Annotated in this window: 18 protein-coding genes; 4 read left to right on the top strand and 14 right to left on the bottom strand. The window is 62.5% G+C overall.

Annotation, left to right across the window (positions count from 1 at the left end; translation table 11 throughout):
* Positions 1-99 precede the first annotated feature (99 nt).
* From HMPREF3173_RS11200 to mtnA, 10 genes are all read right to left on the bottom strand, one after another.
* Complete coding sequence (locus HMPREF3173_RS11200) at positions 100-1536, bottom strand: MBL fold metallo-hydrolase (RefSeq protein WP_070573136.1); 1437 nt, start codon at positions 1534-1536, stop codon at positions 100-102.
* Between the two features lie 100 nt (positions 1537-1636).
* Positions 1637-1900, bottom strand: coding sequence for a LapA family protein (locus HMPREF3173_RS11195; RefSeq protein WP_043206587.1), 264 nt, complete (start codon positions 1898-1900; stop codon positions 1637-1639).
* A gap of 15 nt (positions 1901-1915) precedes the next feature.
* Positions 1916-2212: an integration host factor subunit beta gene (ihfB, locus tag HMPREF3173_RS11190; protein ID WP_043206588.1), complete on the bottom strand. Its 297-nt coding sequence runs from the start codon at positions 2210-2212 to the stop codon at positions 1916-1918.
* 319 nt (positions 2213-2531) lie between these two features.
* Complete coding sequence (gene rpsA, locus HMPREF3173_RS11185; RefSeq protein ID WP_043206589.1) at positions 2532-4211, bottom strand: 30S ribosomal protein S1; 1680 nt, start codon at positions 4209-4211, stop codon at positions 2532-2534.
* Between the two features lie 124 nt (positions 4212-4335).
* Complete coding sequence (gene cmk / locus HMPREF3173_RS11180) at positions 4336-5022, bottom strand: (d)CMP kinase (RefSeq protein ID WP_043206590.1); 687 nt, start codon at positions 5020-5022, stop codon at positions 4336-4338.
* Positions 5019-7259: a bifunctional prephenate dehydrogenase/3-phosphoshikimate 1-carboxyvinyltransferase gene (locus tag HMPREF3173_RS11175; RefSeq protein WP_070573133.1), complete on the bottom strand. Its 2241-nt coding sequence runs from the start codon at positions 7257-7259 to the stop codon at positions 5019-5021. Before HMPREF3173_RS11175 ends, cmk begins: the two co-directional genes overlap by 4 nt.
* A 118-nt stretch (positions 7260-7377) precedes the next feature.
* Complete coding sequence (pheA, locus tag HMPREF3173_RS11170) at positions 7378-8472, bottom strand: prephenate dehydratase (RefSeq protein ID WP_023379266.1); 1095 nt, start codon at positions 8470-8472, stop codon at positions 7378-7380.
* Complete coding sequence (gene serC / locus HMPREF3173_RS11165) at positions 8472-9557, bottom strand: 3-phosphoserine/phosphohydroxythreonine transaminase (protein WP_168166382.1); 1086 nt, start codon at positions 9555-9557, stop codon at positions 8472-8474. The genes pheA and serC overlap by 1 nt, the downstream gene beginning before the upstream one ends.
* Before the next feature lie 173 nt (positions 9558-9730).
* Positions 9731-12505 carry a DNA gyrase subunit A gene (gyrA, locus tag HMPREF3173_RS11160; protein WP_070573127.1) on the bottom strand — a complete coding sequence of 925 codons (2775 nt, stop codon included), beginning with the start codon at positions 12503-12505 and terminating at the stop codon, positions 9731-9733.
* Positions 12506-12782: 277 nt separating this feature from the next.
* On the bottom strand, positions 12783-13859 hold the full coding sequence (gene mtnA / locus HMPREF3173_RS11155) for an S-methyl-5-thioribose-1-phosphate isomerase (RefSeq protein ID WP_043206593.1): 1077 nt from the start codon (positions 13857-13859) through the stop codon (positions 12783-12785).
* A 109-nt stretch (positions 13860-13968) separates the two neighbouring features.
* Between mtnA and HMPREF3173_RS11150 the strand changes: the two genes are divergently transcribed.
* The 4 genes from HMPREF3173_RS11150 (at position 13969) to HMPREF3173_RS11135 (ending at position 17539) form a co-directional block, all read left to right on the top strand.
* Entirely contained in the window at positions 13969-15291 is a 1323-nt protein-coding gene (locus tag HMPREF3173_RS11150) for a TRZ/ATZ family hydrolase (protein ID WP_070573124.1), read from the top strand.
* A gap of 61 nt (positions 15292-15352) precedes the next feature.
* Positions 15353-16051, top strand: a complete 699-nt coding sequence (ubiG, locus tag HMPREF3173_RS11145; protein WP_070091629.1) for a bifunctional 2-polyprenyl-6-hydroxyphenol methylase/3-demethylubiquinol 3-O-methyltransferase UbiG — start codon at positions 15353-15355, stop codon at positions 16049-16051.
* Positions 16052-16053: 2 nt separating this feature from the next.
* A complete protein-coding gene (gene mupP / locus HMPREF3173_RS11140) occupies positions 16054-16725 on the top strand; it encodes an N-acetylmuramic acid 6-phosphate phosphatase MupP (protein WP_070573122.1) in 672 nt (223 codons plus the stop codon).
* 73 nt (positions 16726-16798) lie between these two features.
* The gene (locus tag HMPREF3173_RS11135) at positions 16799-17539 is read left to right on the top strand and encodes a YciK family oxidoreductase (protein WP_043206597.1); all 741 of its coding nucleotides are present in this window, start codon (positions 16799-16801) and stop codon (positions 17537-17539) included.
* A 106-nt stretch (positions 17540-17645) separates the two neighbouring features.
* Here HMPREF3173_RS11135 and HMPREF3173_RS11130 read toward each other — a convergent pair whose 3' ends face one another.
* The 4 genes from HMPREF3173_RS11130 to HMPREF3173_RS11115 all read right to left on the bottom strand — a co-directional run bounded on the left by HMPREF3173_RS11130 (position 17646) and on the right by HMPREF3173_RS11115 (position 23640).
* Positions 17646-18431, bottom strand: a complete 786-nt coding sequence (locus HMPREF3173_RS11130; protein ID WP_043206598.1) for an iron-containing redox enzyme family protein — start codon at positions 18429-18431, stop codon at positions 17646-17648.
* Between the two features lie 43 nt (positions 18432-18474).
* A complete protein-coding gene (locus HMPREF3173_RS11125) occupies positions 18475-20931 on the bottom strand; it encodes an EAL domain-containing protein (RefSeq protein WP_070573119.1) in 2457 nt (818 codons plus the stop codon).
* A gap of 251 nt (positions 20932-21182) precedes the next feature.
* Positions 21183-23015 carry an ABC transporter ATP-binding protein gene (locus HMPREF3173_RS11120; RefSeq protein WP_043206600.1) on the bottom strand — a complete coding sequence of 611 codons (1833 nt, stop codon included), beginning with the start codon at positions 23013-23015 and terminating at the stop codon, positions 21183-21185.
* Positions 23008-23640, bottom strand: coding sequence for a DsbA family protein (locus tag HMPREF3173_RS11115; protein WP_070573116.1), 633 nt, complete (start codon positions 23638-23640; stop codon positions 23008-23010). Before HMPREF3173_RS11115 ends, HMPREF3173_RS11120 begins: the two co-directional genes overlap by 8 nt.
* Positions 23641-23643: the final 3 nt, after the last annotated feature.

Raw genomic sequence — 23643 nt, 5'->3', positions numbered from 1 at the left:
TCGCCGGACTTCACGCCTTAAGCGTTAATCAATGATAGAAGAGGCTCTTCAGAAAAAGTTCCCGGGGCTCCGATGAGAATTTGGCGAACCGCCAAACGGTCACGGGATCGAGACAGTTAGGGCCTCATTCGTCGCTTCGTACGCTCGCTGAAGCGCTCCAGCCAATGCTCGCTTAGCACGCTCCTCGCCATGCACGAGCACCACTTCCCTCGCGGCACTCCCCTGCCCTCGTGCAAAATCGACCAATGCTGCCTGATCCGCATGGGCCGAATAACCCTCCAAACTCATCACTTTCGCCCGCACTTCATACATTCTGCCGTCTAGGTCAATTTGCACAAAACCTTCTGCCCCCTGACTCGCTTGGATGACGGCACCGGGTGTGCCTTTTGCCTGATAACCGACAAACATCACTTCATGTCTGGGATCGCCCACCATAGCCTTGAGGTAATTGACGATGCGTCCGGCGGAGCACATGCCATTACCGGCGATCACAATAGCGGGACGTCCCGTACTTTTAAGGTAATTGACCACTTGCTGATGTTTAGCGTGTGTATCCACGCATATCAGTTGTTCAAAGCTCAAGGGGTTGCGGCCTTCATATAAACGTTGCCGGGCTTCGGCGTTCCAGAACTGATGCAGGTCTTGGTACGCGCGGGTAATGCGCTGAGCCAAGGGCGAATCGAGAATGATGGGGAGTTGCGACCAATCAAGGGGATCATTCCCGGTGTTCTCGCTGCGGGGCGTGAGCAGGGCTTTGCGGTGCAGGATGTCTTCGAGCTCGTAGAGCAACTCTTGGGTACGCCCGAGGCTGAAGGCGGGGATCATGAGGGTGCCGTGATCGGACAACGCGCGATCGATGGCCGCTTCCAGTCGTTGCTGGCGCTCGCTGCGGTCCGCGTGCAGCCGATCGCCGTAGGTGCTTTCGAGCACCAACACGTCCGCCCGCTCTGGTGGCTGTACGGGCTTGAGCAATGGATTATGCGCAGCACCCAGGTCTCCAGAAAATACGACACGCGTGCTGCTGGGCGGATCCGCTTTACATACATCGCACTCGACATAGGCAGAACCTAGCAGATGCCCGGCGCGCTGCAGCCGGATGCGGCATACGAGTCCTTCTCGATCTACGATGGTGTGCCATTGTTCGAAGGGTACGGGGGTTATCAATTTCTCGAGGAATTCCAGGTATCGCTCGACCTGGGTAGGCTCCGCAGTGACGCTGAGCTTATAGGCATCTTCCAGCACCAAGGGTAACAAGCGCGCAGAGGGCTCGCTGCAGATGATCGGGCCCCGGTAGCCGGCGGCGAGCAAGGCGGGAATACGCCCGACGTGGTCCAGGTGCACATGGGTAACGATCAGCGCCTGGATGCCATCGATGGCGAAACCGAGCGAAGCGCTCTCACCTTTCAGAGCGGCATCACCGCCCTGCTCGAGGCCGCAGTCGATCAACAGGCTGGTCGCGCTGTCGATGTGAAGTTGATGGCATGAGCCGGTCACACCACGGGTAGCACCGTGGTGTGAAAGCGTAGGGAATTGCATGCTGCTGAACCTCCAAAGTCTGAATTGAAGCGCGCTATTACTTCATTCATTCAGCTGGAGGATACAGGGCAGGATTCGCCGCCCCTGGAAGGAAAAATCCTCAGTTGCCAGACAGGGCCGCCTGGCGGGCAGAAGCACGGATCTTGCGCTTGCTGCGCAGCACGCCGTAAGCGCCGAGCAGCGGGCCGACAGCCAGGCCAACGACCAATGCGGCGATCACCAGTATCGCTACAGGGACTGCCGGTGCAGTCCAACCGAACAAGACCAAGGAGACGGCTTGCTGATTCTCCAGAACGAAGAACAGGACCACCGCCGCCAGCAGCAGCACGAAGAGTGCCGCCAAGGCACGCTTGAGGTTACGCATCAGGCTGTTCCTTTATCAGTGCGGGACCTGGTCTTCTTCGTTGACGCGATCGCGCAGTTCCTTGCCGGGCTTGAAGTGCGGTACGTACTTGCCTTCAAGATTCACCGACTGGCCGGTCTTGGGGTTACGCCCTACCCGTGGTGAGCGGTAGTGCAAGGAAAAGCTGCCAAAACCACGGATTTCGATGCGATCACCGGTGGCTAGGCATTGTGACATCTGTTCAAGCATGGTCTTGATGGCCAACTCCACGTCCTTGGACGAGAGCAGCCCTTGATGGGTGACAATACGTTCGATCAGCTCCGACTTCGTCATATTTTTCCCTTCGTTATCAAGCAGCTAGATCATTGCTTAACCAGTTTGTAGCACGCCCCGACGGATTTGAACAGGGTGGATCTTGACTTAATAAAAAAATTCAAGATTGCAGGAGACTGGGAAGCGAGATGAGCAGTAGGGAATGGCCGAATAACCAGGCGAGGCGCAGTGAATTGATTCAGGGGGAGCTGGCGCCGCTTTGCAGGCTTCGTCAGCGTCTACAGAAGCGGCTCGCGACGCGAGGGCGGTATCTGCTTGTTTTCAGACAGGCACAAAAAAGGGCGACCGAAGTCGCCCTTTTTTACCGATCAAACAGAACTTAGTTCTGCTTGGCCATCGCTTCGCGCAGCAGCGCAGCCATGGTGGTGTCGGCAGCAGCTTCCGGAGCGGCGTTTTTCAGGCTCTGGATAGCTTCGCGCTCTTCAGCGTCGTCCTTCGACTTGATGGACAGGCTGATAACGCGGGACTTGCGATCGACGCTGATGATCTTGGCTTCGATCTCTTCGCCTTCCTTCAGGACGTTACGCGCGTCTTCAACGCGGTCACGGCTGATTTCGGAAGCTTTCAGAGTAGCTTCGATGTCGTCGGCCAAGGTAACGATGGCGCCTTTGGCGTCAACTTCCTTGACGATACCCTTGACGATTGCACCCTTGTCGTTCAGAGCAACGAAGTTGGAGAACGGATCGTCTTCCAGTTGCTTGATACCCAGGGAGATGCGCTCGCGCTCTGGGTCAACCGACAGGATGACGGTTTCCAGCTCATCGCCCTTCTTGAAGCGACGTACGGCTTCTTCGCCGGACTCGTTCCAGGAGATGTCGGACAGGTGAACCAGACCGTCGATGCCGCCGTCCAGGCCAATGAAGATACCGAAGTCGGTGATCGACTTGATGGTACCGGTGATCTTGTCACCTTTGTTGAACTGGCTGGAGAAGTCTTCCCATGGGTTGGACTTGCACTGCTTGATGCCCAGGGAGATACGACGACGCTCTTCGTCGATGTCCAGAACCATGACTTCCACTTCGTCGCCAACCTGAACGACTTTCGACGGGTGGATGTTCTTGTTGGTCCAGTCCATTTCGGAAACGTGTACCAGACCTTCAACGCCTTCTTCCAGCTCAGCGAAGCAGCCGTAGTCGGTCAGGTTGGTAACGCGAGCCTGTACGCGAGTACCTTCTGGGTAGCGCGAGGTGATGGCAACCCACGGATCTTCGCCCATTTGCTTCAGACCCAGGGAAACGCGGTTGCGCTCACGGTCGAACTTCAGGACGCGAACGTCGACTTCGTCACCAACGTTGACGATTTCCGACGGGTGCTTGATGCGCTTCCAAGCCATGTCGGTGATGTGCAGCAGGCCGTCGATACCGCCCAGATCCACGAAGGCGCCGTAGTCGGTGAGGTTCTTGACGATACCCTTGACCTGTTGGCCTTCCTGCAGGGTTTCCAGCAGGGCTTCGCGCTCGGCGCTGTTCTCGGCTTCCAGCACGCTGCGACGGGAAACGACAACGTTGTTGCGCTTCTGGTCCAGCTTGATGACCTTGAATTCCAGCTCTTTGCCTTCCAGGTGGGTGGTGTCGCGCACTGGGCGGACATCAACCAAGGAGCCCGGCAGGAACGCACGGATGCCGTTAACGTCGACAGTGAAGCCGCCCTTAACCTTACCGTTGATAACGCCCTTGACCACTTCTTCGGCGGCGAAAGCTGCTTCCAGAACAATCCAGCACTCGGCGCGCTTGGCTTTTTCACGGGACAGCTTGGTTTCGCCAAAGCCGTCTTCGACCGCGTCCAGCGCAACGTGAACTTCGTCACCGACCTTGATGGTCAGCTCGCCAGCTTCGTTGATGAACTGCTCGAGCGGGATGACGCCCTCGGACTTCAGACCAGCGTGAACGGTAACCCAGTCGCCGTCGATGTCGACAACGATACCGGTGATGATCGCGCCCGGCTGCAGATTGAGGGTTTTCAGGCTTTCTTCAAAGAGTTCTGCAAAGCTTTCGCTCATTTTAATTCCTGTAGATTCGGGCGAAACAGACGCCCATAGCCACATTCCAGACAATGTGGGTTTCGTTCATATAAAGGAAAACCGGCAGGACGTTGACTGGTGCCCCTGCCTGTTCTCCTGGCTATCAGAGCAGATCGCGCTGGGCGAGCTCGCTCCTGATACGTTGCAACACCTGCTCGATGGACAACTCGGTGGAGTCCAGTTGGATGGCATCGGCCGCTGGTTTCAGCGGGGCCACCGCGCGCTGGGTGTCGCGCTCATCGCGCGCACGAATCTCATCTAGCAGACTCGCCAGACTAACATCATCGCCCTTGCCCTTCAACTGCAAATAGCGACGCCGTGCACGCTCCTCCGCGCTGGCGGTGAGGAACACTTTTAAGGGCGCGTCCGGGAAGACCACGGTGCCCATGTCGCGACCGTCAGCGATCAGGCCAGGCGCTTCGCGGAAGGCGCGCTGACGCTGCAGCAACGCTTCGCGCACCGCGGGCAGCGAAGCGACCATCGAGGCGCCGGCGCCGACGGTTTCGGTGCGGATCACGTTGCTGACATCCTCACCCTCGAGGATGATCTGTTGCAGCTTACCCGGTTCCGCGGCGACGAATTGCACATCCAGATGGGCGGCTAAGGCCTTGAGCAACTCTTCGTTGGTCAGGTCGACGCCGTGGTTGACGGCATTGAACGCCAGCAGGCGGTACAGGGCGCCGGAATCAAGCAGCTTCCAGCCCAGCTCGCGGGCCAGAATGCCCGCGACCGTGCCCTTGCCCGAACCGCTTGGCCCATCGATGGTGATGACTGGCGCTTGCGAACTCACGATTTGCCCTCTTCTGCGACCCGAATGCCAACCTCGGCGCACAGCGCCAGGAAGTTCGGGAAGGACGTGGCTACGTTGGCGCAGTCATGGATACGGATCGGCGCGCTAGCACGCAGCGAGGCAACGCTGAAGGCCATGGCGATCCGGTGGTCACCGTGACCGTGCACTTCGCCACCGCCGATCTGGCCGCCATCGATGATGATGCCGTCGGGGGTTGGCTCGCACTTCACGCCCAGGGTCAGCAGGCCGTCAGCCATGACCTGGATGCGATCGGATTCCTTCACGCGCAGCTCCTCGGCGCCGCGCAGCACGGTACGCCCTTCGGCGCAGGCGGCAGCCACGAACAGCACCGGGAATTCGTCGATGGCCAGCGGCACGAGGTGCTCGGGGATCTCGATACCCTTGAGCTTGGCACCGCGCACGCGCAGGTCCGCGACCGGCTCACCGCCAACTTCACGCTGGTTTTCCAGGGTAATGTCGCCGCCCATCAGGCGCAGGATATCGATGACGCCGGTACGGGTCGGGTTGATGCCGACATGCTCGAGCACCAGCTCCGAGCCCTCGGCAATGGAAGCCGCGACCAAGAAGAACGCCGCCGAGGAGATATCCGCTGGCACCTCGATGCGGGTTGCACTGAGCTTGCCACCCGACTTGAGCGAAGCGACCGGGCCGTTGGTCTCGACCGCATAACCAAAGCCGCGCAGCATGCGCTCGGTATGGTCGCGGGTCGGCGCAGGCTCGGTGACGGTAGTGGTGCCTTCAGCATACAGGCCAGCCAGCAGCAGGCAGGATTTGACCTGGGCACTGGCCATCGGCAGCGTGTAGTTGAGCGCCTTGAGCTTGTGGCCGCCACGGATGGTCAGCGGCGGACGGCCTTCAGGACCGGTCTCGACCACTGCACCCATCTCGCGCAGCGGGTTGGCCACACGGTTCATTGGGCGCTTGGACAGCGAGGCATCGCCGGTCATGGTGACATCGAACGGCTGGCCAGCCAGCAGGCCCGACAGCAGGCGCATCGAGGTACCGGAGTTACCCAGGTAGATCGGGCCAGGTGGCGGTTTGAGGCCGTGCAAGCCGACGCCATGGATGGTCACACGACCATGGTGCGGGCCTTCGATGACCACACCCATGTCCCGGAAGGCCTGCAAGGTCGCCAAGGCGTCCTCGCCTTCGAGGAAACCTTCGACCTCGGTGGTACCTTCGGCCAGCGAGCCAAGCATGATCGAGCGATGGGAAATCGATTTGTCGCCCGGAACGCGGATCCGTCCGGACAGGCGGCCACCAGGTTGGGCCAGGAAAATCAGATCGTTGGCGTTCATAGCGTCCACATAGGCCCGGCGGGCCAGGATTTTACTGAAATGCTCGCGGGCAGCCCGGGCGCGGGTGAATACACCCAGCAGCTGGTGCCCGTCCCCTGCATCGACCGCGTCGCGCAAGGCGTCGAGATCGCTGCGAAATGTATCCAGGGTGCGCAGGACAGCCTCGCGGTTGGCGAGGAAGATGTCGTGCCACATGATCGGGTCACTGCCGGCGATTCTCGTGAAATCGCGGAAGCCTCCCGCAGCGTACCGGAAGATCTCCAGGTTTTCATTGCGCTTGGCCAGGGAATCGACCAGACCGAACGCCAGCAAGTGCGGCAGGTGGCTGGTGGCGGCCAGGACTTCGTCATGGCGTTCCACCGGCATGTGCTCCACATCGGCACCCAGCGCGCGCCACAGGCGGTCGATCAGGGCCGCGGCGGCCGGGTCGGTTTCCGGCAGCGGCGTGAGGATGACCTTGTGGCGGCGGAACAGCGCGGCATTGGAGGCCTCCACGCCGCTCTGCTCGGAGCCTGCGATCGGGTGGCCTGGGACGAAACGCGACAGACGCCCGGCAAAGGCCTCACGTGCGGCACGCACCACATTGCCCTTGGCGCTGCCCACATCGGTGATCACTGCATCGCCCAAGTCCAGGCGCGCGAGATGGGCCAGGACCTTTTCCATCGCCAGGATGGGCACGGCCAACTGGATCACGTCGGCGCCGACGCAGGCCGCGTCGAGGTCTTGCTCGCAGCGATCGACCACGCCGAGCGAAACGGCCAGCTTGCGCGACTGGGCATCCAGATCGACGCCGACCACTTCCCGGCACAGGCCGCTTTCGCGCAAGCCCTTGGCGAATGACCCGCCGATCAGGCCCAGGCCTACGACGACCAGGCGGCCGATGATCGGCGCGGGTTTGGTTGTAACTGCATCTACCACGAGTGCGAACCCTGTTTAGAAACTATGCCAGTCAGTGAGACCGCAGGGGGCTGCCGGGCAGCCCATCGCGACACGAGGCCGCTCCCACAGGTACCGCGCGAAAACCAAAGGTTTTCGATCAAAGCACCGCCTTCGGATAGGACCCCAGCACCTTGAGCGCCACAGCCTCCTGGCTGATTTTCTCCAGCACCGCCTTGATCAGCGGGTCGCGGTGATGGCCGACGAAATCGATGAAGAACACGTAGGTCCACTTGCCGCTGCGCGACGGACGGGTCTCGATACGGGTCAGGTCGATGCCGTTTTCATGGAAAGGCACCAGCAGCTCGTGCAGGGCACCTGGCTTGTTGCTCATCGAGACGATGATCGAGGTCTTGTCATCGCCGGTCGGCGGCACTTCCTGGTTGCCGATCATGAGGAAGCGCGTGGAGTTATCCGGGCGGTCCTCGATCTTCTCGGCCAGGCGGGTCAGGCCGTACAGATTGGCCGCCATATCGCCGGCGATGGCCGCCGAATTCCACTCGCCCTTGACCCGTTTGGCGGCCTCGGCGTTGCTGGACACCGCCACACGCTCGACATTCGGGTAGTGCGCGTCCAGCCACTTGCGGCACTGGGCCAGGGACTGAGCGTGGGAATAGATGCGCGTGATACTGTCGGTCTTGGTGTTCTCGCCCACCAGCAGGTGATGGTGGATGCGCAGCTCGACTTCGCCGCAGATCACCATGTCATGCTCGAGGAAGCTATCCAGGGTATGGCTCACCGCGCCTTCGGTGGAGTTTTCCACCGGCACCACGCCGAAGTTGACGGCACCTGCCGCCACTTCACGGAACACTTCATCGATGGCAGCCATCGGGCGGCTGACCACGGCATGACCGAAGTGCTTCATGGCCGCGGCCTGGGTGAAGGTGCCTTCAGGGCCGAGGTAAGCAACCTTGAGAGGCTCTTCCAGGGCCAGGCAGGAAGACATGATTTCGCGGAACAACCGCGCCATCTCTTCATTGTCCAGCGGGCCCTTGTTGCGTTCCATGACGCGCTTGAGCACAGCAGCCTCGCGCTCGGGCCGGTAGAACACCGGCTTCTCGCCTTCAGCCAGGGAGGCGGTCTTGACCTTGGCCACTTCCTGGGCGCAACGGGCACGCTCGCTGATCAGCTCGAGGATTTTCTCGTCGAGACTGTCGATGCGTACGCGCAGCGCCTTGAGTTCCTGATCGGACATCAAGCGTGCTCCTTCTCGAATTCGGCCATGTAGGCCACCAAGGCATCGACCGCCTCAAGACCCAGGGCATTGTAGATCGAGGCGCGCATGCCGCCGACCGAACGATGGCCCTTGAGATTGAGCAGGCCACGGGCATCAGCGCCGGCCAGGAAGGCTTTATCCAGGCGCTCGTCGGCCAGGCGGAACGGCACGTTCATCCACGACCGGGCATTGTGGCTGATCGGGTTGGTGTAGAACTCGCTACCGTCGATGAAACCGTACAGGCGGTCCTTCTTGGCGCGGTTGCGCTGCTCCATGGCCTCGACACCGCCCTGCTCCTTGAGCCATTCGAACACCAGGCCCGAGAGGTACCAGGAATAGGTGGCCGGGGTGTTGTACATCGAGCCGTTGTCAGCTGCGACCTTGTAGTCGAGCATGGTCGGGCAATGGCTACGGGCGCGACCGAGCAGGTCTTCGCGCACGATCACCACCACCAGGCCGCTCGGGCCAATGTTCTTCTGCGCACCGGCATAGATCAGGCCGTACTGGGAGACGTCGATCGGGCGCGACAGGATGTCGGACGACATGTCGACCACCAGAGGGACGTCACCGGTCTCCGGAACCCAGTCGAACTGCAGGCCGCCAATGGTCTCGTTGGACGCATAGTGGACATAGGCAGCGTTCTTGGTCAGGTTCCACTCGTTCTGACCTGGGATAGCCAAGTAATCGTAAGGCTTGGCGCTAGCGGCGACGTTGACGTGACCAAAGCGGCGCGCCTCTTCGATGGCCTTCTTCGACCAGATGCCAGTCTCGATGTAGTCAGCCGTGGCGTTTTCAGGCAGCAGGTTCAGCGGGATCTCGGCGAACTGCTGGCTGGCACCACCCTGCAGGAACAGGACTTTGTAGTTGGAGGGGACGGAAAGCAGGTCGCGCAGGTCCTGCTCGGCCTTTTCGGCGATAGCCACGTAGTCGTCGCTGCGATGGCTCATCTCCATCACGGACAAGCCCTTGCCACGCCAATCCAGCATTTCGGCCTGGGCACGCTGCAGGACAGCGTCAGGAAGCGCGGCAGGGCCTGCGCAGAAGTTAAAGGCTCGTTTGCTCACATCCACTCTCGCTCTGCCAAAAAGTACAAATCTACAATCTTCGATACTGCCGAGAACCCTGCAGGAGCGCTTACCCGCTCCCTCAGGTAGAGCACCGTCCTTGTGGACGCTGCCTGCTGTAATCAGTCAAACGGGGCGACCATGGTCGCCCCGTTCGGGGGTGTTGCGCTGAGTTACTCCTGTGGCGCCTCTTCGGCGGCACCGCCGTCGTCGTCGACTGCGTCCAGCGCATCGACCTCGACGCCCTCCTCGTCCCCGTCGATCAGCTCATCGGGATCTTCGGACGGCTCCTGAATCCGCTCCAGCCCCACCAGCGTCTCGTCGGTCGCCAGCTTGATGAGGGTCACGCCCTGGGTGTTACGGCCCAGGCTGGAGACCTCACCCACACGGGTACGCACCAAGGTGCCCTGGTCAGAGATCAACATGATCTCTTCGCCTTCCTGTACCTGGATCGCACCGATCAACAGACCGTTACGCCCCTTGGTACCCATGGCGATGACGCCCTGGCCGCCACGGCCGCGACGAGGGAACTTGGACAGCGGGGTACGCTTGCCGAAGCCACGCTCGGAAGCCGTGAGGATCTGCGCGCCGGACTCAGGAATCAGCATGGAGATCACCTGCTGCCCTTTGCCCAGTTTCATGCCGCGAACGCCACGGGCGGTACGGCCCATTTCGCGCACCACGCTCTCGGCGAAGCGGATCACCTTGCCGGCGTCGGAGAACATCATGACTTCCTTGGCGCCGTCGGTGATGGCCGCGGCAATCAGGGTGTCACCTTCCTTGAGCTTCAGGGCGATCAGACCGCTGGAACGCGGACGGGCGAACTGGGCCAGCGGGGTCTTCTTAACGGTACCGGAGGCGGTCGCCATGAAGATGTACGCGCCGGTCGGCTCTGCCACCCATTCCGGGGTGTCACCGTCTTCTTCGTCGACTTCCTCAGCCTCGATCACTTCCCCTTCGAGCACGGTGTCGTCGGCATCCTCCAGTTCTTCGTCGCCATCGGCGTTCTGCTGAAGGGCTTCGAGGTCGATCTGCAGCATGGCGGTGATGCGCTCACCTTCTTCCAAGGGCAGCAGGTTGACCAGCGGACGGCCACGGGCGGCGCGGGACGCTTCGGGAATCTCGTAGGTCTTGAGCCAGTAAACCTTGCCCTTGCTGGAGAACAGCAGCAGCGTGGCGTGGCTGTTGGCGACCAGCAGGTGCTCGATGTAGTCCTCGTCCTTCACGCCAGTGGCCGACTTGCCTTTGCCGCCACGGCGCTGGGCCTGATAGGCGGACAGCGGCTGGGTCTTGGCATAGCCACCGTGGGAAATGGTCACCACGCGCTCTTCTTCCGGGATCATGTCGCCGTAGCTGAGGTCATGGGTGGCGTTGAGGATTTCGGTGCGACGGGCATCGCCGTACTCGGCGCGGATCGCTTCGAGTTCTTCGCGGATCACTTCCATCAGGCGCTCTGCGCTGCTCAGGATGCGGATCAGCTCGCCGATCTGCTCGAGGATCTCCTGGTACTCGGCCAGCAGCTTCTCGTGCTCAAGGCCGGTCAGGCGGTGCAGGCGCAGGTCGAGGATGGCCTGGGCCTGTTCCGGCGAGAGGTAGTACTTACCATCACGCAGACCATACTGCTCCGGCAGGTCTTCCGGACGGCAGGAGTCGGCACCGGCACGCTCGACCATGACCTGCACGGCGCTGGACTCCCAGGCCGTGCTGATCAGGGCTTCCTTCGCCTCGGAAGGGGTCGGCGAGGCCTTGATCAGGGCGATCACCGGGTCGATGTTGGACAGCGCAACCGCCTGGCCTTCAAGAATGTGGCCACGCTCGCGCGCCTTGCGCAGCTCGAACACGGTACGGCGGGTCACCACTTCACGACGGTGACGGACGAACGCCTCGAGCAGGTCCTTGAGGTTGAGCAGACGCGGACGGCCGTCGATCAGCGCGACCATGTTGATGCCGAACACGCTCTGCAGCTGGGTCTGCGAATAGAGATTGTTGAGCACCACCTCCGGCACCTCGCCGCGACGCAGCTCGATGACGATGCGCATGCCGTCCTTGTCGGACTCATCGCGCAGCTCAGTGATGCCTTCGATCTTCTTCTCTTTGACCAGCTCGGCGATTTTTTCGATCAACCGCGCCTTGTTCAGCTGGTACGGCAGCTCGGTGACGACGATCTGCTGGCGACCGCCGGTCTTGTCCTTGTCGATGTCCTCGATCTCGGAGCGGGCGCGCATGTAGATGCGGCCACGGCCGGTGCGGTAGGCCTCGATGATGCCCTGGCGGCCATTGATCAGGCCGGCAGTGGGGAAGTCGGGACCGGGGATGAACTGCATCAGTTCATCGATCGACACCTCGGGATTGTCGATCAGCGCCAGGCAGCCGTCGATGACCTCGCCCAGGTTGTGCGGCGGGATGTTGGTTGCCATGCCCACGGCGATACCGCTGGAACCATTGACCAGCAGGTTGGGGATCTTGGTCGGCATGACCGCCGGGATTTGCTCGGTGCCGTCATAGTTGGGCACCCAGTCGACGGTTTCCTTGTGCAGGTCGGCCAGCAGCTCGTGGGCCAGCTTGGCCATGCGCACTTCGGTGTATCGCATGGCTGCGGCGTTGTCGCCGTCGACCGAACCGAAGTTACCCTGGCCATCGACCAGCAGATAACGCAGCGAGAAGGGCTGGGCCATACGCACGATGGTGTCGTAGACCGCAGTGTCGCCGTGGGGGTGGTACTTACCGATGACGTCACCGACCACACGCGCGGACTTCTTGTACGGCTTGTTCCAGTCGTTGCCCAGTTCGCTCATCGCGTAGAGAACGCGGCGATGCACGGGCTTCAAGCCGTCACGCGCATCGGGCAGCGCACGCCCGACAATCACGCTCATCGCGTAGTCGAGGTAAGACTGTCTCAGTTCGTCTTCGATATTGACCGGGAGGATTTCTTTGGCCAGTTCGCCCATGAGAAGCCTGATTCCTTTTTCTGGTGAAACTTCGTCGTTTCCCTCGTAGGACGAACGAAGCTCGCCGCCGCACGCAAAGGGGTGCGACGACTTACGACAAATCAATGAGTTGAGCCATGGATCTGCGCAATGAAGGCCGCTTCAACGAGCGGCCCTGGAAACTGCCGGATGGTATCACAAAGGCGTGGGGCGTGGGAGATATGGCAGGTTGCCGCTGCGCCTGTAAAAACGCCGTTTTTCCTGCCCCACGATGAGGCCATCGTAAAATCCTGAGCGATCAGTGCAAACGCTTGCGACAAATCAACTGGGCAATCTTGGCGGTATCAGGCCGCTCTACCACGCCTCGCTCGGTCACGATCACATCGACCAGGTCCGCTGGCGTCACATCGAATACCGGATTGAACACCTCCACCTCGGCTGCCACACGGTTACCCGCCACATCCAGCAGCTCGTCGGCCTCGCGCTCCTCAAGGGGAATGTCCTCGCCGGTGGCAAGGTTCAGGTCGATGGTGGTGCTCGGCGCCACCACCATGAAGCGCACGCCATGGTGCATGGCCGCGACCGCCAATTGGTAAGTCCCGATCTTGCCAGCCACATCGCCATTGGCGGCGATGCAGTCAGCGCCCACCACCACCCAGGTGATGCCCTTGGTCTTCATCAGGTGGGCCATCGCCGAATCCGCGCACAGGGTCGCCGGGATGCCTTCGTGGGCCAGCTCCCAGGCGGTGATGCGCGAGCCGTGCAGCCAGGGCCGGGTTTCGCCAGCGTAGACCCGCTCCACCATGCCCTCGAGGTAGGCCGCGCGGATCACCCCCAGCGCAGTGCCGAAGCCGCCACTGGCCAGGGCACCGGCGTTGCCGTAGGTAAGGATGGTCTGCGCGTTGCCCTGCTGGCGGCGAATCAGCTCCAGGCCGTGCTGGGCCATGGTCAGGTTGGCTTCGCGGTCGCTTTCATGGATTGCCACCGCTTCGGCCTCCATGACCGCCAGCACGTCTTCGTCGGCACGCAGACGCTGCAGGCGCTCGCGCATGCGGTTGAGCGACCAGAACAGGTTGGCCGCCGTAGGCCGGGCTTCGGCAAGCGCAAGGAAGTCTTCCTCCAGCGCGTGCTCCCAGTCCTCCCCTTCGGCCAGACGCTGGCGCAGGGCAAGCACTAGGCCGTAGGCGGCGCTGATACCGATGGCCGGCGCACCGCGCACCGCCATCTGGCGGATCGCGTCGACCACCGCCGTCACGTCGGTGCAGGCCAACCAATGCTCACGGACAGGCAGCAGGCGCTGGTCGAGCAGATGCAAGGTGCCATTACGCCACTGGATGCCGGTCACCTTCTCCGCCGCCAAAAGTCGCTCGCGCATCGCCTCTCCCCGTCGTTCGCTGATCAAAAGCGGCCGATTATAGCGAGCCTCAGCCCTGGACGCTCGGGTATACTGCGCGCTTGACTCAACCGAACCAGGTGCCCTTCGCATGCCCACAGCCCCCTCCCCCCTCGACCTGCTGCTCGTACCGGGCTGGCTGGTCCCCGTGGAGCCGGCCGGCGTGGTACTCAAGGAGCACGCCCTGGGCATCCGTGACGGGCTGATCGCCTGGCTCGGCCCACGTGAACGGGCACCGGCTGCGCGGGAAGTACGCGAGCTGCCCGACTGTCTGCTGTGCCCCGGCCTGATCAACGCCCATGGCCACGCCGCCATGACCCTGCTGCGCGGGCTGGCCGACGACCTTCCGTTGATGACCTGGCTCAAAGAGCACATCTGGCCGGCCGAAGGCCGCTGGGTGGATGAAGCCTTCGTGCGCGATGGCACGGACCTGGCCATCGCCGAGCAGCTCAAGGGCGGCATCACCTGCTTTGCCGATATGTATTTCTTCCCGCGGGAGGCCTGCGACCGAGTGCACCGCAGCGGTATTCGCGCCCAGATCGCCGTGCCTTTGCTGGATTTCCCCATCCCTGGCGCCCGCACGCCCGACGAAGGCCTGCACCTGGCCATCGAGCTGTTCGATGACCTGCGCCACCACCCACGCATCAGTGTCGCCCTGGGGCCTCACGCGCCCTATACGGTCAGCGATCAGAGCCTTGAGAAGATCCGCGTCATCGCCGACCAGCTCGACGCCCCGCTGCACATGCATATCCACGAGACCGCCGGCGAAGTCGAACAAGCCCTGGCCGAGAACGGCGAGCGCCCGCTGGCGCGCCTGGCCCGTCTCGGCCTGCTGGGCCCAAGGCTGCAGGCGGTGCACATGACCCAGATCAGCGACGATGACCTCACTCTGTTGGTAGAAAGCGACACCAGCGTTGTCCATTGCCCCGAATCCAACCTCAAGCTGGCCAGTGGCTTCTGCCCGGTGGAACGGCTATGGCAGGCCGGGGTCAACGTGGCGGTGGGCACCGACGGGGCGGCCAGCAACAACGACCTGGATCTGCTCGGCGAAACCCGCACCGCGGCCCTGCTGGCCAAGGCAGTCGCCGGCTCCGCCACAGCCCTGGATGCCCACCGAGCCCTGCGCATGGCCACCTTGAATGGTGCCCGCGCCCTGGGCCTTGAGGCGGTCACCGGCTCGCTGGAGCTGGGCAAGGCTGCAGACCTGGTGGCTTTCGACCTCTCGGGGCTGGCCCAGCAGCCCGTGCACGACCCGGTTTCGCAATTGATTTACGCCACAGGCCGCGACTGCGCACGGCATGTCTGGGTCGCCGGCCACCAACTGCTCGACGACCGACGCCTGACGCAGATGGACGAACAGGCTTTGACGACCACGGCCCGCGCCTGGGGCGCGCGCATCGCAGGTCACGAATGACGGCCGCAAGCCTTGGGTTTGCGCCTGTAACACTTTTATCGAAGATTCAGAGGATTGTTCCATGAGCAACGTCGACCACGCCGAAATCGCCAAGTTCGAAGCCCTGGCTCACCGCTGGTGGGACCGCGAGAGCGAGTTCAAGCCGCTGCACGACATCAACCCGCTGCGGGTCAACTGGATCGACGAGCGCGTGGGCCTGGCCGGCAAGAAGGTGCTGGACGTCGGCTGCGGCGGCGGCATCCTCAGCGAGGCCATGGCCCTGCGTGGCGCCAGCGTCACCGGCATCGACATGGGCGAGGCGCCATTGGCCGTGGCCCAACTGCACCAGCTGGAGTCCGGCGTCGAAGTCGAGTACCGCCGCATCACCGCCGAAGACATGGCCGAGGAAATGGCCGGCCAGTTCGACGTGGTCACCTGCCTTGAAATGCTCGAACACGTGCCTGACCCCTCCTCGGTGATTCGCGCCTGCCATCGCCTGGTCAAGCCGGGCGGCCAGGTCTTCTTCTCGACCATCAACCGCAACCCCAAGGCGTACCTGCTGGCGATCATCGGTGCCGAGTACGTGCTCAAGATGCTGCCGCGCGGCACCCACGACTTCAAGAAGTTCATCCGCCCGTCGGAGCTGGGCGCCTGGAGCCGCGTCGCGGGCCTCGAGGTGAAAGACATCATCGGCCTGACCTACAACCCGCTGACCAAGCACTACAAGCTCAGCAGCGACGTCGACGTCAACTACATGATCCAGACCCTGCGCGAGGAATGAGCATGCGTTTGCGAGCAGTACTCTTCGACATGGACGGCACCCTGCTGGACACGGCGCCGGATTTCATTGCCATCTGCCAGGCCATGCTGGCCGACCGTGGTCTGCCGGCCATCGATGACCAGCGCATTCGCGACGTGATTTCAGGCGGCGCCCGGGCCATGGTCGCAGCCACCTTCGCCATGGATCCGGACGCCGAAGGCTTCGAAACCCTGCGCCTGGAGTTCCTCGAGCGTTACCAGCGCGACTGCGCCGTGCACAGCAAGCTGTTCGACGGTATGGCCGAGCTACTCCAGGACATCGAGAAAGGCAACCTGCTGTGGGGCGTGGTCACCAACAAGCCCGTGCGCTTCGCCGAGCCGATCATGCAGCGCCTGGGCCTGGCCGAGCGCTCGGCCCTGCTCATCTGCCCGGACCATGTGAAAAACAGCAAGCCCGACCCCGAGCCGCTGATTCTCGCCTGCAAGACCCTGAACCTGGACCCGGCCAGTGTCCTGTTCGTCGGCGATGACCTGCGCGACATCGAGTCCGGCCGTGATGCCGGTACCCGCACGGCGGCGGTGCGCTATGGCTATATTCATCCTCAGGACAATCCCAACAACTGGGGAGCAGACGTGGTGGTGGACCACCCTCTGGAACTGCGCAAGGTGATCGACAGCGCGCTGTGCGGCTGCTGACCCCTGATGCGGCCCCAAGTGGAACCCGCTCACCCAGGGGGCCGTGCAAGATTGACAAGCAAGGACACCTGACATGTACGACTACACCGCCCGCCCCGACCTGCTCAAAGGCCGGATCATTCTGGTCACCGGCGCTGGCCGTGGTATCGGTGCTGCCGCCGCCAAGGCCTATGCCGCCCTGGGGGCGACCGTGCTGTTGCTGGGCAAGACCGAGGCCAACCTCAACGAGGTCTACGACCAGATCGAGGCGGCCGGCCATCCGCAACCGGTAGTGATCCCGTTCAACCTCGAGACCGCCCTGCCCCACCAGTACAACGAACTGGCCGTGATGATCGAAGAGCAGTTCGGCCGCCTCGACGGCCTGCTCAACAATGCCTCGATCATTGGCCCGCGCACGCCGCTGGAGCAGCTTTCGGGCGAGAACTTCATGCGTGTGATGCACATAAACGTCAATGCCACCTTCATGCTGACCAGCACGCTGTTGCCGCTGCTCAAACTGTCGGAGGACGCGTCGGTGGTGTTCACCTCCAGCAGCGTCGGGCGCAAGGGCCGCGCATACTGGGGCGCCTATGGTGTGTCGAAGTTTGCCACCGAAGGGCTGATGCAGACCCTGGCCGACGAACTGGACGGCGTAGCGCCGGTGCGCGCAAACAGCATCAACCCTGGCGCCACCCGCACCGCGATGCGTGCCCAGGCCTACCCGAGCGAGAACCCGCAGAACAATCCGCTGCCCGAAGAGATCATGCCGCTGTACTTGTATCTGATGGGTCCTGACAGTGCCGGGGTGAACGGGCAGGCGTTCGACGCCCAGTAACTGGGCCGTCCAGCCTGACACGATCAGAGGCCAGGCCAGCTCCTACAGGTAACGTGTTGCCCCTGTAAGAGCTGGCGCAGCCTGCGATGGGCAAGCCCCCCAGACCTTACCCTATGGCCAGCGCCGGCCGCAGACGCCCTGGCTGACGATGCTCCAGCTGCATGCATCGCTCCAGGAACAGGAACATGCAGTCATAGCTTTTGCAGATCGTCCTGCGCAGCTCGGCCCGCAAGCCCGGAGTCGGGTGCTCGCCAGCCAGCGTACAGATGATCTCCAGCGCCTCCCACGGGTGCGCATCATCGTATTGAGCATGCATCTTCAGCCATTTCATCGCGCGCTTGCGGATGTCCTCGGGGAAGCTCAAGGCATAGGTGTCGGTGGAACACACCAACGCCGCCCACTCACCTGTCGCGCCTTCGATCGCATAGTTGGTCGCGGCCATCGACAGCGCCAGCGACTCGGTGGCACAAACCCGCCAGCACCAGTCATTGAGGCCATTGAGCTCCGGCGGGACCTCCTGGGCCTGCAGGTCAGCCAAGGTGATCCCGTGGGCCTGGCACCAGTGCAGCCAGTAGTCGGCGTGGTTGAGCTCGACTCGGATGTTGCGCATCAGCCAGCGCCTGGCCATGTCTTCGCCTGGGTGTCGGGCAAAGCGGGTCTTGGTCAGGTTGTGGGCCATATAGAGGGAGAACTGCTCGACCACCGGCCAGCCACCGATCAGGTACTGGCGGATGGTGGCCTGCTTGAGCTGGCCGTCGCGCAAGCGCTGGTAGAACTCATGCTCCACCACCCGCCGCTTGCTTTCGCGGCACTCTTCGATCAATTGCTGAGCCCAATCGGGGTAACTGGCGGCATCCATCAATGGGCCGATTCGTACGAAGGTATCAATCACTTTCTGCTCCTTGAATCCATGTGATTTCCGGACGACACCTTCTTCAACGAAAGGTCCCAGGCGCCCGGTGCAACAGGGGCCTTGCGGCTATTCGTTGGCGTTGCAGGCTGTCGCAGGTGAACACCTGCGGCCGCTCGATGAGGTAACCCTGGGCATAATCCACGCCGATCTCCTGCAACGCCTGTTCAATCAACGGCGTTTCGACGAATTCGGCAATGGTCCGTTTGCCCATCACATGCCCGATATGATTGATCACCTCGACCATGGCGCGGTTGATCGGATCGTCGAGCATGTCTTTTACGAAACTTCCGTCGATCTTCAGGAAGTCTACAGGCAAATGTTTTAAATACGCGAATGACGACATACCCGCGCAGAAGTCATCCAACGAGAACTTGCAGCCCAACCCCTTCAACTCGTTGATAAAACGAATCGCACTGCCCAGGTTAGCGATGGCGCTGGTTTCGGTGATCTCGAAACAGACCAGCCGCGGTGGAATCGAATACTCGCCAAACAATGAGCGCAGGTACTCCAGGAACTTGTCGTCGCCAATGCTCGATCCAGACAAGTTGATCGCGCACATGGCCAGCGGCCCTTCCCTGCCTTCGTCCAGGCATTGGCGAATGACCTGGAACACGTTGCGCACCACCCAGCGATCCAAGGCAGTCATCAAGCCGTAGCGTTCGGCGGCCGGAATAAAGGTGCTGGGCAGGATGGTGCGGCCGCTTTCATCGTGCAGGCGCAGCAGGATCTCCAGATGGCCAGGCCCTTCCATAGACGAAAGCGGCGCGATTTCCTGGGCATAGAGGCAGAAGCGATTCTCCTCCAAGGCTACGTGCAGACGCTGGATCCACGCCATCTCGCCAAAGCGCAGGGACAGTTCAGTGTCGTCGGCGTGGTACACCTGGACCCGGTTGCGGCCTTTCTCCTTGGCCATGTAGCAGGCCATGTCGGCCGCACGCAGCGAGGCTTCCAGGGTGCCGGCCGGTTGGGCGATATGCACAAGGCCCACACTCACGGTGGTGACGAACGGCCGGCCTTTCCACACAAAATGTAGGCTCTGCACAGTCTGGCGCAGTTGCTCGGCAATACGCTCGGCCTGTTCGGGCGGGCAGTTCTCCAGCAGCACGCCGAACTCGTCGCCCCCCAGCCGCGCCAAGGTGTCCCCCTCACGCAGGCCAGCCTGCAATACCGCGCAAATGTGGCGCAGCAACTCATCGCCAGCAGCATGGCCGCTGGTGTCGTTGACCAGCTTGAACTGGTCCAGGTCCAGGAACATCAGCGAATGCCGCCCGGGCTGGCGTGCCAGGCTGTTGAGGGCCTGCTCGAGGCGATACTCGAACTCGCGGCGGTTGGCCAGGCCCGTCAAAGCGTCGTGAGTCGCCTGCCAGGAGAGGCTGGCGATGTACTGGCGCTCCTGGGTCATGTCATGCAACGCCAGCACCAGGCCACTGACCTGGCCATCGCTGACGATCGGCGAGCCGACCAGGTTGATCGACACCGTGCTGCCATCAAGCCGCTGTATCAGCCGGGCATGCTCGGAGCCCCCCTTGAGACTGCCGCTGAGCACCTGCTCGACCAGGGTGCGGTTGTCGTGCTCGGCATGCTCGTCTACCAAGCTGAACAACGCCGCCAGCGGCATGCCCTGGGCCTGGCTGGCCTGCCAGTGGGTGAGCAGCTCGGCGGCCGGGTTCATGTAGACGATGCAGCCTTCGACGTCAGTGGTAATCACCGCATCGCCAATGGACTGCAAGGTGATCTGCGCCCGCTCCCGTTCGGCCTGCAGGGCCTGGGCAAACGCTTGGCGCTGGGCCAGCAGCTTGCTCGAACGACGCCAGGCGATACTGATGAGAAACAGCGCCGTCGCCAGATTGGTGATCATCAGCATCCTGAGCAACATCCGCGACCCTTCGCCCAGTGCATCGCTGAAGGCCTTGGCAGCCGGGGTCACACCCTCGTTGATGGAGACGATGCGCGCACGCCAGCGGTCCAGGTCGCTGGTGGTGACCTGACCATTGACGAACCCCTCGCGCATCTCCCGGGCCACGTCATCGAGCAAACGCAGGTAGTTATCGCCGATGTCCCAATAGGCGATGGCGGTTTCCATATAACTGACGTGGCGAAAATTGCGGTAGAACCAGATGATCCGGGAAGCATCATCCGGGTGGTTGCCGCCTTGCAGGACACCTTTGCGCGCCGCCTCAATGTCAGGATCAGGTCGGTCCAGCGCCAGACGCAGCTGGTAGTCACCCTTGGGCACGTCGATTGCCTGCAGGTAACGCTGGTAGGTGCGTTCGTCACGGGTATCGGCGTACAGGCTCAGGTAGTAGATGGCGTCCTTCTGGGCCTTGGACCACAGGCTTTCACCTGCCACATAGGCGCGTACGGCAGACAATGCGTAGAGACTCATGCTGCCCAACAGCATTTGGAAAATCACAACGGCGATGAAGGGCCAGATGATGCCCAGCAGCCTTGGCGCTTCGAGAGTCCGATTTCCCTTCATGTAATCCCTGTCACTGAGCAGAAAGGCGCATGTCGACCCAGACAAGCACAGCGTAGGTCATTTGCCAGCGAGACGACGGGGTTTTTGGATGGGAATTGAAGTGGGTTACCGCCTTACCGGTACTGGCCTGGATCATGCGCCCCAAGCTGTGGGGAAGGCCTCACCCCTGAAGCAAGCGTTGCGGGGCAATGGCACCGGCCGTGGCAGTGCTCGCGACGAGACGCGCTTTCCCGCAACGCCCCCAGGCACGTTCAGCTCTGCTGCAAATGCCCATACAGCTTGGCGTACAACCCGCCCTCGGCAATCAACTGCTGGTGACCGCCATCCTCGGCCACATGCCCGCCATCGAACACCAGCACCCGGTCTGCCTGTTTCACCGCCGACAGCCGGTGGGCGATGATCAATGTGGTACGGCCATTGAGAAACCGCGCCATGGCCTGATGCAGGTTGTATTCGGTGGCAGCGTCCAAGGCCGAGGTGGCCTCGTCGAGAATCACCACCTTGGGCTCGGCGAGGATCATTCGGGCAATGGCCAGGCGCTGGCGCTGACCACCGGACAGACGGACGCCGGAGCGCCCCACCACGCTGTCCAGGCCCTGGGGCAGCGCGGCGATGGTGGCATCGAGCTGGGCGATGCGCAGAGCCTGCCAGCAGGCCTCGTCGGTGCAGTCACGGCCCAGCGTCAGGTTGGCGCGCACGCTATCGTTGAACAGCGATGGGTGCTGTAGCACCACCGCGACATTCTCGCGCAGCGCCTCAAGGCCGATCTCCTGAAGGCTCGCACCACCGAAGCGGATGGTACCGGCCTGGGCGCTGTACAGGCCCAGAAGCAGCTGTACCAAGGTGCTCTTGCCGCCACCGCTGGCCCCGACAATAGCCACTTTCTCGCCCGGGGCGATGGAAAGATCCAGATGCTCGAGCACCGGCTCGTCGGCATAGGCAAAGCGCAGGTCGCGCACTTCGATGCCGACCGTGTCGCGCCCGGCGAAGGGATCGACCGCCGCCGGATACTGCGGCTCGTCGGCCCGCGCCAGCAGCTCATTGAGCCGACTCAGGGCGCCGCCGGCGGCATAGTAGGCGTATTGCAGATTGAGCAATTGCTCCACCGGCCCGATCATGAACCACAAGTAGCTGAATACAGCCAGCATCTGGCCAATGGACAGATCGGAGAACAGCACCGTGAGCATGGCCGCGGCGCGGAAGATATCGATACCGAACTGGAACAACAGCCCGCTGGCACGACCGCTGGCGTCGCTCTTCCACTGGGAGGCCACGGCATAGTCGCGCACTTCCCGGGCACGCAGCCCGAGGCGACCGAGAAAATATCCCTGACGGTTGCCGGCGCGGATCTCCTGGATGGCGTCCAGGGTCTCGGCCAAAGCCTGGGTAAAGCGCGCGGTGCTGTCGTTTTCGAGCTTCTTCAGGTGCTTGACCCGCTTGCCCAGTTGCACGGTGAAGTAGATCACCAGTGGGTTGAACAGCAGGATCAACAGTGCCAGCTGCCAGTGCATCCAGATCAGGATGGCGGCGGTGCCGGTCAAGGTCAGGACGGCGACCAGGAAGCGGCTCAAGGTCTCGCCGACGAACTTGTCCAGGGTGTCCAGGTCAGTCACCAGATGCGTGGTCACGGTGCCGCTGCCCAGGCTTTCGTATTCCTTGAGGGAGATCCGCTTGAGCCGTTCGATCAGGCGAATGCGCAGGCGGTAGACGATGTCCTTGGCAAGGCCCGCGAACAACTTGGCCTGCAACACGTTGAAGGCCAGTGCAGCCAGGCGCAGGCCAAGGGTCGCGATCAGCATCAAGCCGATGTAGCCGGCCGCCACCTGCCAGTTGTCCGGCAGGAAGCGGTTCATCCACTTGAGCGCCGCATCGCCATGGCCGAGCAACACTTCGTCCACCAGCAATGGCAGCAGCAAAGGGATCGGCACGCTACACAAAGCCGCGAGCACGGCCACAAGGTTGGCGGACCACAGGGCCTTCTTGTGATGCAACGCCAGGCGGCGGATCTCCGCCCAGCTCAGACGATCGGCCACGGCGGGGGCCTTCCCCGGCACAGGGTCGGATGACCCTGGCAGGTCAAGCACAGGCGGCCTGCTGCAGCCAGCGGCCGAGCAAAGGTTGCAGCCGGTCCAGCGGCTGGTAGCCGTTGGTCAGCAAGGCCAGCTGGCCGTTGCGCTCGGCCAGCAGCGTCGGAAAGCCGGCGATGCCCAGGTCCTGCACCCAACTGATATCGGCCGCGGTGGCGGCACGGGTATCGGCCCGGGAAAACGCCTCGGAGAAATGGCCTCGGTCAAAACCGGCCTGCTCGGCAAGCTCCACCAGTTGCGGAGCGCGGGTAACGTCCACCCCCTGCTCGTAGAACGCCCGCTGAATCAACCCCAGCAGAGGCCAGACTCGCTCGGCGTCCAGCTCGCGCGCTGCCACCAGAGCGCGACAAGCGGGCTCGGTGTCGTAGACGAAGCCGTCCGGCATGGCGCCTTCGAAGCGAAACGCCTGGCCGGTGGCTTCGGCCACCGCCTGCCAATGCTCGAGAATGTAGCGACGGGTCGAGGCATCCAAGGCGCTGCTGCCCGAGCGCAGGCCGCCCAGCACCAAGCGCGTCGGCACGCCAGCCTCACGCGCCTGGGCGATCAACGCCTCGGCCACCGGAGCGAAGCCCCAGCACCAGGAACACATCGGGTCCATCACATACAGCAGGCGTGCGGACATGCA

Origin of the sequence: Pseudomonas sp. HMSC08G10 (genome assembly GCF_001808425.1) — a bacterium.
In the GTDB taxonomy this organism is placed as follows: domain Bacteria; phylum Pseudomonadota; class Gammaproteobacteria; order Pseudomonadales; family Pseudomonadaceae; genus Aquipseudomonas; species Aquipseudomonas guariconensis.
Note: the sequence above shows the minus strand (reverse complement) of the source record. Positions and strands in the feature narration are given on the sequence as shown.

What these genes read in the sequence shown, in the direction of transcription:
- HMPREF3173_RS11200 (WP_070573136.1), bottom strand. Translation starts at nt 1,536, where the DNA reads ATGCAATTCCCTACGCTTTCACACCACGGTGCTACCCGTGGTGTGACC.
- HMPREF3173_RS11195 (WP_043206587.1), bottom strand. Translation starts at nt 1,900, where the DNA reads ATGCGTAACCTCAAGCGTGCCTTGGCGGCACTCTTCGTGCTGCTGCTG.
- ihfB (WP_043206588.1), bottom strand. Translation starts at nt 2,212, where the DNA reads ATGACGAAGTCGGAGCTGATCGAACGTATTGTCACCCATCAAGGGCTG.
- rpsA (WP_043206589.1), bottom strand. Translation starts at nt 4,211, where the DNA reads ATGAGCGAAAGCTTTGCAGAACTCTTTGAAGAAAGCCTGAAAACCCTC.
- pheA (WP_023379266.1), bottom strand. Translation starts at nt 8,472, where the DNA reads ATGTCCGATCAGGAACTCAAGGCGCTGCGCGTACGCATCGACAGTCTC.
- gyrA (WP_070573127.1), bottom strand. Translation starts at nt 12,505, where the DNA reads ATGGGCGAACTGGCCAAAGAAATCCTCCCGGTCAATATCGAAGACGAA.
- mtnA (WP_043206593.1), bottom strand. Translation starts at nt 13,859, where the DNA reads ATGCGCGAGCGACTTTTGGCGGCGGAGAAGGTGACCGGCATCCAGTGG.
- HMPREF3173_RS11150 (WP_070573124.1), top strand. Translation starts at nt 13,969, where the DNA reads ATGCCCACAGCCCCCTCCCCCCTCGACCTGCTGCTCGTACCGGGCTGG.
- ubiG (WP_070091629.1), top strand. Translation starts at nt 15,353, where the DNA reads ATGAGCAACGTCGACCACGCCGAAATCGCCAAGTTCGAAGCCCTGGCT.
- mupP (WP_070573122.1), top strand. Translation starts at nt 16,054, where the DNA reads ATGCGTTTGCGAGCAGTACTCTTCGACATGGACGGCACCCTGCTGGAC.
- HMPREF3173_RS11135 (WP_043206597.1), top strand. Translation starts at nt 16,799, where the DNA reads ATGTACGACTACACCGCCCGCCCCGACCTGCTCAAAGGCCGGATCATT.
- HMPREF3173_RS11125 (WP_070573119.1), bottom strand. Translation starts at nt 20,931, where the DNA reads ATGAAGGGAAATCGGACTCTCGAAGCGCCAAGGCTGCTGGGCATCATC.
- HMPREF3173_RS11115 (WP_070573116.1), bottom strand. Translation starts at nt 23,640, where the DNA reads ATGTCCGCACGCCTGCTGTATGTGATGGACCCGATGTGTTCCTGGTGC.